Annotated in this window: 8 protein-coding genes; all 8 read left to right on the forward strand. The window is 54.7% G+C overall.

Features of this window, described 5'->3' with window-relative positions:
* Positions 1–3,718, forward strand: a 3,718-nt coding sequence (locus tag C4520_11915) for a serine/threonine protein kinase (protein ID RJP19934.1), incomplete at its 5' end; no start/stop codon positions are given.
* Between the two features lie 147 nt (positions 3,719–3,865).
* Positions 3,866–4,387 (forward strand): hypothetical protein, encoded by a 522-nt coding sequence (locus C4520_11920; GenBank protein RJP19935.1) that lies wholly within the window; start codon positions 3,866–3,868, stop codon positions 4,385–4,387.
* Positions 4,388–4,419: 32 nt separating this feature from the next.
* The gene (locus tag C4520_11925) at positions 4,420–5,115 is read left to right on the forward strand and encodes a hypothetical protein (protein RJP19936.1); all 696 of its coding nucleotides are present in this window, start codon (positions 4,420–4,422) and stop codon (positions 5,113–5,115) included.
* A 37-nt stretch (positions 5,116–5,152) separates the two neighbouring features.
* Positions 5,153–5,455, forward strand: a complete 303-nt coding sequence (locus C4520_11930) for a hypothetical protein (GenBank protein ID RJP19937.1) — start codon at positions 5,153–5,155, stop codon at positions 5,453–5,455.
* A gap of 165 nt (positions 5,456–5,620) precedes the next feature.
* Positions 5,621–7,282, forward strand: a complete 1,662-nt coding sequence (locus tag C4520_11935) for an FHA domain-containing protein (protein ID RJP19938.1) — start codon at positions 5,621–5,623, stop codon at positions 7,280–7,282.
* Positions 7,283–7,308: 26 nt separating this feature from the next.
* A complete protein-coding gene (locus tag C4520_11940) occupies positions 7,309–7,686 on the forward strand; it encodes a response regulator (GenBank protein ID RJP19939.1) in 378 nt (125 codons plus the stop codon).
* A 105-nt stretch (positions 7,687–7,791) separates the two neighbouring features.
* Positions 7,792–10,251, forward strand: coding sequence for an ATP-dependent Clp protease ATP-binding subunit (locus C4520_11945; protein RJP19940.1), 2,460 nt, complete (start codon positions 7,792–7,794; stop codon positions 10,249–10,251).
* A gap of 13 nt (positions 10,252–10,264) precedes the next feature.
* On the forward strand, positions 10,265–10,861 hold the full coding sequence (locus tag C4520_11950) for an ATP-dependent Clp protease proteolytic subunit (GenBank protein RJP19941.1): 597 nt from the start codon (positions 10,265–10,267) through the stop codon (positions 10,859–10,861).
* Positions 10,862–11,059 lie beyond the last annotated feature (198 nt).

Consider the following 11,059-nt stretch of genomic DNA (forward strand, 5'->3'; position numbering starts at 1 on the left):
CTACGAAATTAGGGATGTTCTTGGCGAAGGTGGCTACGGAAAAGTCTACAAAGTCCATCATCTTGACTGGGATATGGATATGGCGGTCAAGACGCCGAATGAGGCCGCCATCTCCAGAGCAGGCGGCGTCGAGAGTTTTGTCCGTGAATGCCATACGTGGATGGACCTCGGCCTGCATGAGAATATAGTCACCTGCCATTTTGTGCGCGTTCTGGGAAAGGTTCCCCGAGTCTTCGCCGAATACGTCGAAGGCGGCACACTTTCCGATTGGATCGAGACAGGAAAAATATATGAGGAAAGCCCTGAAGAGGTAAGCGAACGCATCCTCGACATCGCCATACAGTTCGCCAGAGGTCTCGAATACGCCCACTCCAGAGGCATGGTGCACCAGGATGTTAAGCCAGCCAATGTTTTGATGACTTTCGACGGAAACGCCAAGGTAAGCGACTTCGGGCTGGCAGGCGGGGCGCTGGAACTGCCGAAGGGAGTTTCATCCGAGCAGGTTGCTTCAGTTGATCGCACGTTTGCGGGCATGACGCCGCGGTACGCTTCTCCCGAGCAGGCGCAGGCCCATGCCCAGCGCGCGGCGGGTGTCCCGAGAGAGAATGTTGTCCGGATAACCCCGCACTCCGACCTCTACTCCTGGGCGGTATCCATCTTCGAGATTTTCAACGGCGGCACCACCTGGCCGTCGGGGACGGTGGTGGGCGAAGCGTTCAGGGAATATCTTAAGACCGGTCCTGCCGAAGAATATCTGCCTGCGATGCCCGAGTCCCTTGTTTCTCTCCTCTCCAATTGTCTGCATGGAGACCCTGCTGAGCGGCCGAAATCGATGTCTGAAGTGATTGAAAACCTCAAGGCGATCTATGGAGAAGAGACAGACCGTGAATATTCCCGTGGAGAGCCGAAACAACTCGCTGAGATGGCCGATGTTCTGAACAACAAAGCTGCCTCATTTCTCGAACTGGATATGCCTGACGAAGCCGAGAAACTTTGGGAAGAAGCGCTGAAAATTGACCCGCATCATGCGGAAGCGACGTATGGCTTGTGTATTCAACAATGGCGAACTGCAAGAATCACCGATCTGGAAGCGATCAGACGAATGGAAGAAGTACGGACAAGTCATGAATCCGATTGGGTTGATGATTACTTGCTTGGCCTGATTCACCTGGAACGTGGCGACAGAGGCACTGCAGTAAAAATTCTGAAAGAAACTGTTCATCTATCAGGGAAGAACACACAGGTTCAAAAAACCCTTAAGCAGGCGCGCACAGCAGGTATCCCATCCTGTGTGCGCACACTCTCAGGCCATACAGGCGCCGTTTACGCTGTCACAATCTCCCCAGATGATCGGCTCGCGCTCTCGGGATCAAGTGATAATACAATCCGTCTTTGGGACATAAAAACCGGGAGATGCCTACAAACACTCCTAGGACATTCGCAGACTATCCATTCCGTCGCGTTCTCCTCAGACAGCCGGTTCGCGCTGTCCGGAGCATGGGATGGAACGTTGATGCTTTGGGACATCAACAGCGGTCAATGCTTGTGCATATTCGGGAGACATTCGCAGCCCGTTTATTCCGTTGCGTTCTCCTCAGACGACCGGTTCGCGCTGTCCGGAGCAGAAGACAGAACCCTTCGGCTGTGGGATGTAAAAAGTGGTGAGTGCCTGCGCATATTGAAAGGACATACAGCCGGTGTCCATTCCGTTGCCTTTTTCTCAGACAACCGGTACGCTCTTACGGGATCATTTGACCAGACTCTTCGGCTGTGGGACATAGGAACCGGGCAATGCCTGCGCACATTCGTAGGAGACACGGAGCCGGTTCATTCCATAGCGCTATCTCCAAACGGCCGGTTCGCAGTGTCGGGAGCCGCTGGCGAACTCCCATTCGAAGACAATCAAACCCTCGCGCTCTGGGACATTGAAACCGGCCGGCGCGTACACAAATTTGAAGGGCACACAAGCGGTGTTCGTTCTGTCGCAATCACATCAAGTGGCCGTTTCGCGCTCTCAGGATCAAATGATAACACTCTCCGGCTCTGGGACATAGAGAGTGGTCGATGTCTCCACACATTAGAAGGTCATACAAAACGCGTCTTTAGCGTGGCAATCTCTTCAGACGACCGCTTCGCGCTCTCGGGTGGAAACGACGATACGCTTCGACTTTGGACTCTCACTCTCGGCGCATCATCAGAAAGAGCAGTATTGTGTCGGGTCCTGGCTACTGCGACTATTGCCGATTATGAGAGCCATGTGCACGACCTCGCGTCAATTGCGGAATCTAAGTTGGCCTTGGGGAATGTCGCCGGCGCTTATGATAGCATCTCCGAGGCTATGTCTGTTCCCGGTTATTCAAAATCAGCAAAACTCCTGGGACTTCGAGCCAAAGCATGTTCCAAGGGCAGAATTCGCGCCTTCTTACAGGGATGGCACGTTCGCACATTTGAAGGACACACAGACAGTGTACAATCTGTAGTTTTCTCGTCAGATAACCGATTTGCGCTTTCAGCGGGATGGGTTAAAGATCGCACTCTGCGGCTTTGGGATTTAAGAACCGGTCACTGCCTCCGCATTTTCAAAGGGGGAGTCCAGTCCGTCGCCTTGTCCGCGAACGGCCGGTTAGCGCTTTCAGACGCATCTGACTGCAAGCTTCGACTCTGGGATATTGAAACTGGTCACTGCCTGCGCACTTTTAAAGGGCACACAGAGACTGTCAATTCCGTCGCCTTGTCTTCGGACGGCCGGTTCGCAATGTCGGGAGCATATGACAACACTCTTCGGCTTTGGAATATTGAAACCGGTCAATGTCTGCGCGTAATAAACGGCGAATCCCATGTCCCATCACCGGTCGTCGACAACTTCGGGCTTTCTGAATCAGCTGACAACAAACTCCAGCTTTGTGACTTTTCAACTGGTCAGTTTTTTCAAGATAAACTCCATCTAAAACCAGGCTTCACTTCTATTGCATTGTCCTCGGACGATCGTTTCGCTCTCTCGGGATCAACAGACAAGACTCTTCGACTGTGGGACATCCGAAGCGGTCGATGTCTACGCATTTTCGAAGGGCACCGAGACCTCGTAGTTTCCGCCTCTTTCTCCCAAGATAACCATTTTGCTCTTTCAGTAGCGGATAAACCAAGGCTATGGGACGTTCAAAGCGGTCGATGCCTGTGTACTTTTGAAGGAAATGAAAGCGTTGTCCTATCTATCGCATTCTCATCAGACCGCCTGTTCGCGCTCTCAGGGTCATTTGATAATGCTCTTCGGCTGTGGGAAATCGAAACTGGTCGATGTCTGCGTACTTTTGAAGGACACAAGGAGATCGTTCGTTCCGTCGCATTCTCCTCAGACGGCCGCTTTGCGCTTTCGGGATCAAATGACAACACTCTCCGCCTCTGGGAACTCGTGTGGGATTACGAATTTCCCGAGCCCGCTGATTGGGATGAGGGCGCAAGGCCTTACTTGGAATGTTTCCTGACTCTGCAAACGCCCTATGCAGCCGAATTGCCGGCAATTCGAGAACCAACTCAGGAGGAAATCACACTCGCTCTTACGCGCCGCGGCAAACCATCATGGGCCGAAGAAGATTTTGAAAATCTCCTGACGCACTTGAGCCATTGCGGCTACGGCTGGCTCAGACCCGAAGGAGTCCGGAAAAAGCTCGAAGAAATGACCTCAGATTGGCACGGCCCGCATTCGCTGTCGGGAACCTAACAATGGAATCGATCATTTTGGAATGACAAATAACTGCAAGAAGAAATGGAGAAACAAGGTTGAAATGAGAACAGGACAGGAGGAGAAACTGGGGCAGCCAAGCTGGCAAGGTGGCAGGCGCCAAAGCCGAATAGGAAAGGAGATGACATGAATTTGCTTAAAGTGGCCCAGAAAGCAGAGGCCATCACCGGAGATAGGGCGGTCGGGAAACCTTCTCCAACTATGCGGCCTAACGGTACTTCATCGATCACATTCAGAGGTTCCAAGGGATGGTACGACGTTTATGAAGACCCCAATGAGGGTCTCATGGTTCTCTTCCTGGAAGGGCAGGAGAAACCTACAGGCAAGATCCTCGGGGCGTATTACACGCAACCTAAGCCTGCGGACGTGGAGGCGGCAAAGTTGGTTTCCCTGGTGCTGATATCGGTGAAAGTGCTGAAATCAGTGAAATCTTTGCCGACCTTCCAATATGGTTACATGTCAATGGACCCGAAGGGCGTGAACTGGAAGCGCTTCGCTATTGGTGGGAAAATGCTCCTGGTCAAGACCCGCAGAGCGGGAGCCAAGACGTATGGTGAGATCATTGCCGGTTCGCTTATGGTTGGCGTGATAATTTCCGCCGATGGCGCGATTGAGAAGGTCGGCAAGATTCCTTCTAGCCGCCTTTAAAAACTGCTGAAGAAAAAGGAGAAGCCGAATCGTTGGGAGATCATCCCGCGAAGTGCCCGCGCACTTTCCAAAGACACATACCGGATAAGTTTTGTCGCCTTTCTCCGGATGGCCGTTTCGCGCTTTCGGGATCTGAGGATAATACGCTTTGGCTGTGGGATATCAACAGCGGAAAATGCCTGCGAATATTCGAAGGACACACAGGCCCTGTAACTTCTGTTGCCATTTCTCCAGACGGCCACTTTGCAGTCTCGGGATCGAAGTGGGACTGGCCGCTTCGGCTGTGGGATGTTACAACCGGGAAGTGCCTGCGCACATTCGAAGGACGCTCAGGCAATGTGACTTCTGTGGCTTTTTCTTCAGATGGTCATTTCGCGCTTTCGGGATCTGATGACAAGACTCTTCGGCTGTGGGAACTGGTCTGGAATTACGAATTTCCTGAACCGGTTGACTGGGATGAAGGGGCGAGACCGTATCTTCAATCGTTCCTGACTTTGCATACGCCGTATGCCGCCGAATTGCCGGCGGATCGAAAACCGACCGAGGACGATATCACACTTGCCCTCACGCGCCGGGGCAAACCCTCATGGAACGAAGAAGATTACCAGAAACTCCTGACACACCTCAGCCATTGCGGCTACGGCTGGCTCAGGCCCGAGGGTGTGCGAAGAAAGCTCGAAGAAATGGCCGCCGGCTGGCAAGGCCCGCCGCCTCTGCCAGGGACGTGACAAGAATACCGAAGAGATTCAACTGTGGAGGGATGTTATGGAAATTCCCGAGATTAATCTCCGAGACGTCGCCAATATCCTATTTCTGATTGCAGAGCGGCCGAACATGAGAAATCGACCACTCCCCGGTGATATAGACGGAGATTTTGACTATTGGTTCGATGGCGGGGCCGTCAGAGGAGTCACCGGCACAACTTCTTATGAATTCATCGACGGCACCGAAGCGATGGAAGGCGTCCTTCCCTGGATTTCGCTCACAATACGCTTCGCCAATGGAGCAAGGGTAGGCGTTCATCAGGAACACGAGAAGGAGGCAATAGATACGGAACTGGAATTATGATCCGCTCAAGCAATTTCGTCAGAAATGAACCAGCGGCTTGACCTGAAATGCAGCGCTATCGGAGCCGGCTGAGGAACAGGTCCGGGAGCGAATGCGAATACACCGAAGGCATATGTAAACCCGTATGTCCGACTCGATCATAAGGTTGCCGAAAGGGAGTATCCCATGATTGAACTCGAAGTGGTAAACGGGATAGCGAAAGGAAACACGCTCAGGACCAACGCGCCGTACATCACCATTGGCCGGTCGCAGGCCGACAGCATTGTCGTTCCCGACGCTTATGTTTCATGGCACCACGGCGAGATTTCTCAGCGCGATAAACACTATCGATATCGGGACCTCAACAGCACTCATGGCACGATTCTCAGGCGGATGGACGCCGAGAGATACATCGACACGGTTGTCCTCAGAGAAGGCGACGAATTGCTTCTGGCGGGCCCGGAAAACAGCGTCCGGGTGAATGCAATCATTCCCGGCGAAGGGGCTCCCGGAGAATTTACTCTTACCGTGGCACGCCAGGCTTCCGATGAGCCCGGCCCGCCGGAAGAAGTGCTTGGCGACGACTCGCACGCTCTTCAGACCATCCTTCGGCTGGACAGGGCCATGCAGTCCCTCAAAAGCATGGATTCGAACTCGCTGTTCACGGTCTTGACCGAAAAGATTGCGGAGATATACCCTGAACTGGAGTACGTCGCAGTCGTCCAGGAAAGCGGCGACACGGTATTCATCGAGCACTGCGGTTTCCAGCGCAAAGGCGCGAGATGCAGGACAAGCTCGACCATCCTGCGCAAGACGCTCGGAAGAAAGGGCGGTATCATCTTCGAGATATCAGACGAACGAGTGGCGCCGCAAGATGAGGAATCGGCGACGCTGAGCCCCAGAAGCATGACCTCGGCACCCGACGCTACCGGCATATGCATTCCCTTACTGAAAGGATCGCAGGGAGACAGTTACCTGCAGATGGAACGCCGCCTTGTGCAGGGGAGATTCTCCGGGCGCGACCTGAACCTGGTGAGTTCCATGGCCTCCCGCGTAATCAACCGAATCGACCACTTGGCGCTCAACAGGCGATATCTGAGCATGAGTCAGAACGCCGCCATCGGCGTTTTCACAAAAATGATTGCCCACGATATCAAAAACTATCTGACATTTGCGCAGTACATCGATGAAAAGCTTCAGAACGTCGACGAGCATCCGGATATTGTCCTCGGGGTGGAACGCGCCTATCGGCTCGCACTCGGAATGGGGAATCTTACCGGTTCCGGCTCGAAACCGACCAGCCGAATATCGCTGCCTGAGACAGCCGGCGGAATTATGAGAGAATTCCACTTGCTTTTTCAGAAGCGATGCGCGTTCGAAGCCGTTGTTCTCGGAAATGCAACCGATATTGTGAGCAACGAAGAATTGCTTCGTCGCACGCTTTGGAACCTCGTAATGAACGCATTTTACGCGTTCGGAAATCGCGACCCCGCGATCTCAGAGCCTCCGCTTGTCAGATTACGTATTGAGCCGAAAGGGAAGAAAAATGTTATCATCAGGGTCGAAGACAATGCGGGAGGCATAGACTCGCGCACTTTGGATTATCTTGAGAAAGCCTTTGCTCTGGTCAGGGACGTCTATGAGCGTGAGGAAGATCTGATCCATGTGGTAGAGACCATCTACAACATGGAGGGGTTTACGAATCGGGTGGGGTTATTTTTTACCGCCGTCGCCGTCAACGACATGTGGGGGACGATTGCCGTGACCACCGAAAAAGGGAAAGGCAGCGTGTTTACCGTGCAATTGCCGCGCAAAATCGATAAACTAAGAGACCTGCTCAGATTTTAGGTGTGAACTCGAAAGGAGAGAGAGGAATGGCGGACTTGGTCATCGCGGACGACGAAACCGAGGTTCGGAAGAAACTGGAAAAGGAACTGAAGCACGCGGGTCATAGCGTCCGGCTCGCTCATGACGGGCTTGGCGCTCTGGATACGGTGATGGAGTCGGCTCCGGACCTTCTGCTTGTTGACTGGCTGATGCCCGTTCTCACCGGCGGCGAAGTCATCGAACGCCTCAGGACGGACGAGAAGTTCGCGAAAAAGGACATCCCAATCATCGGGATGACCGACCTCGGCGACGACAAGAATATAAAGGTATTCATTCAGCGCGGGGCCGATGATACCTGGATGAAGGACTTGAGCGCGAAGGGGATCGGCGAGTTGCTCGGCAAGATTCAGCTTCTTCTCAAATAGTCCCGCTGTGCGGTCCTGTCAAATTGCTGTTGTGGGGCCGGAAACCTTCAAACGGCTGAACGAGATTCATCAAGAAGATTCAGTCATTCGCTGGGAGGGGAAGCGATGGAATTATCACCGGGCGGCAGGCTGCTGGTTGCAGTCGCCATAGCCGAGACAACCTTCACCAAGTGCAAGGAAATCGAGCCCGAGCATTTCTTCGCGGCCTTGTGCAAGATACCCGACCTCCCGAGACAAATTATCGAGGAGGTCGTAGGGACTTCTGCGGACACTGTCAATCGCGTCAACCGTGAAAGGGCGGCCGTACATGAGAAGCTCATGAAAGCCCGGATCGACCCGGTGCAGACCCGCAGGCGCGTGAGAAGAATGATTGGCAAAGAAACAGCGTTGTTAGGACAGTTCACCGAAAAGCTTTCTCAGCGCGGCCACCGGGTCTTCCAGTCAGCCGAACGAAGGGCTATGAGCCTCGGCGAGGCGCCGGTTCAACCGCTGCACATTCTCTGGGCCATCCTCTCGGAAGGAAGCTCGCTGCTTCAACAGGTTTTCGGCGACACAAAAGGCGCCTGGACTCTCTTGTGCAACCAGTGCGGCGTTCCACCGCCGGTAATACATGCCCCTGAAGATGAAATCGAAGGCATCGTAGTAATTAATGATATCGAAATTCCACCCGAGCCGCCCGCTCAAAGGGCGGCGCCAAAGCCGAGCGCCCACCCGCCGACCCCCTTCCTCGACAAGTTTGGCCGCGATCTGACCGCTCTTGCACGCGCGGGCAAGCTTTCTTCATGCATCGGCCGCAGGGAGGAAATGCGAACGATGGCCCAGATACTGAGGAGGCGGACCAAGAACGCCCCCGTGCTGGTTGGCGACGCCGGGGTCGGCAAGACCTGCATCGTTGAGGGGTTGGCCCACCGTGTGGTTCATCCTCAAGCGCCCCAAACCATACGCGACTGGCGCATCGTCGAAATCAGCATGGGCAGCCTCATTGCGGGAACGACACTCCGCGGAATGTTCGAGGAGCGCTTGCAGAATGTCGTCAATGAGGCCAAATCGGATCAGCATCTCATCCTGTTTATCGACGAGATTCACACGCTCGTCGGAGCGGGAGGCTCGAGCGAATCGGGCATGGATGCGGGTCAAATTCTGAAACCGGCGCTGGCCCGAGGAGAAGTCAGGCTCATCGGCGCAACGACAACGGCCGAATACCGGAAATACATCGAAGCCGATGCGGCGCTCGAGCGAAGAATGCAGATGGTGTGGGTGAACGAGCCGACGGGAGAAGAGGCTATCGAGATACTTGACGGCGTGCGCTCGACCCTCGAAAAGCATCACGGCGTCTTCATCACCCACGACGCTGTCGTGCGAGCGGTCGAGTGGTCGATGCGCTACCTGCCGGACCGGCGGCTGCCTGACAAGGCGCTGGATATCATCGATCAGGCGTGCACGGCGGAAATCATGAAAACCCTCTCTCCGGTTGCCCGCTTCAATGCGATCCAGCCGAATCCGTCAATCGGAACTCCTCCGGCCCAGGTGACCGAGGAAGATATCGCGCGAGTCATTTCCGAAAGATGCCGAATCCCTGTGGGAATGATTGCGGTCGATGACGCGCAGCGCCTCCTGCGCCTCGACGAAACGCTGGCGCGGCGCGTTATGGGACAGGATGAGGCCATCAGACAGGTCGCCGACACCGTCCGAACGGCGCGCGCGGGCCTGAAAAAACCGAACCGGCCGGTTGGCGTGTTCCTGTTTCTCGGGCCGACCGGTACCGGCAAGACCGAACTGGCGAAGGCGCTTGCAGAAGCGCTGTTCGGAAATGAGGAAGCGCTCCTCCGCTTCGATATGTCCGAATACGGCGAAAAACATAATGTCGCCAGGCTCATCGGCGCGCCGCCCGGCTACATCGGCCACGATGAGGAAGGACAACTGACCGGCAGGGTCCGAACTCGGCCCTACAGCGTCATCCTTTTCGATGAAATCGAAAAAGCTCATAAGGACGTCTTCGATGTGTTTCTCCAGATTTTCGACGATGGCCGCCTCACCGACTCGAAAGGACGGCGCGCCAGCTTCACCGAAAGCATCATCATCATGACTTCTAACCTCGGAACTTCAGCCGGGCCGGCGCCTCAGAAGCGGGATATCGGCGTCAGTCTCGGCCCCCCAGCCGAGCCGACCGGAGAAAGAAACATCGCACAGCAAAAAAACGAGCAGGAGCGCCGCGTGCAGGAGGCGTTGACGGGAGCTTTCCGTCCCGAACTGCTGAATCGCATCGACCGCAAGATCGTGTTTGCTCCGCTTTCCCGTGAAGTCGTCACCAGGATTCTGGAAAAACTGATTGACGGCCTGAACAAGCGACTGGAGGATCAGTCCGTCGAGTGCGAATTCTCGCAGGAAGTCAGAGACCTCATCATGGAAAAGGGGTACAGCGAAACATACGGCGCCCGCGAACTCGAGCGGGTTTTCGAAACGCTCATTACAACTCCGCTGGCGCGGGCGTTGCTGGAAGGTAGGGTCGAGACGGGACAGACAGTTCGATTCGAACTCCGGAACGGTGAAATCCGCTTCGCATAGGGAGGATATTCTTATGGCCAACCTTATTCCGTACGTGCAGGAGATAACGCCTCACGGCATGCGTACGATGGACCTGTATTCGCGCCTTTTGGGAGAACGCATTATTATGCTGACTGGAGAAGTCAACGATCAGGTGGCGGACCTCATAACCGCTCAGATGTTCTATCTCGAAAGCGAGGACCCGGGAAAGGATATCAGGTTCTATATCAACAGCCCGGGCGGGGCCGTCACCGCAGGGCTTGCCATCTATGACGCGATGCAGTATGTGCGCTCCGACGTCGCCACCATCTGTCTCGGGCAGGCCGCCTCGATGGGAGCGGTCCTGCTGGCAGGCGGTGCGGCGGGAAAACGAATTGCCATGCCCAACGCAAGGGTCATGATCCATCAGCCGCTTGGCGGCGCGCAGGGCCAGATTTCCGATATGGAAATACATGTGAAGGAAGGCAAGCGCCTCAAGCAGCGGCTAAATGAGATACTGGTTCATCATACCGGCCGGTCGATGGACATAATCCAGCGTGACACCGACCGCGACTTTTTTTTGACCGCCGAAGAGGCGAAAACGTACGGAATCGTGGACCAGATAGCGGTGCGACAAGGGGAGAGAGGATAGATAATCGCTTATTCATTTTGGACAGCCGGCTCGGCATGAGTCGAAAAGAGTCTCCTGCTTGGTCATAAACTCTTCCGGGCGCTCCTTACATGGGGAAGGAGAGGCTGTCCCATAATTATGTTTTTCAAGACGCTCAGACCTGTTAAGGCATTGCATGCTGAGGGAAATTGAGCATCAGCGTTATGATTCTTCCGAATT

This window comes from Candidatus Abyssobacteria bacterium SURF_5, from assembly GCA_003598085.1.
Classification (GTDB): domain Bacteria; phylum Abyssobacteria; class SURF-5; order SURF-5; family SURF-5; genus SURF-5.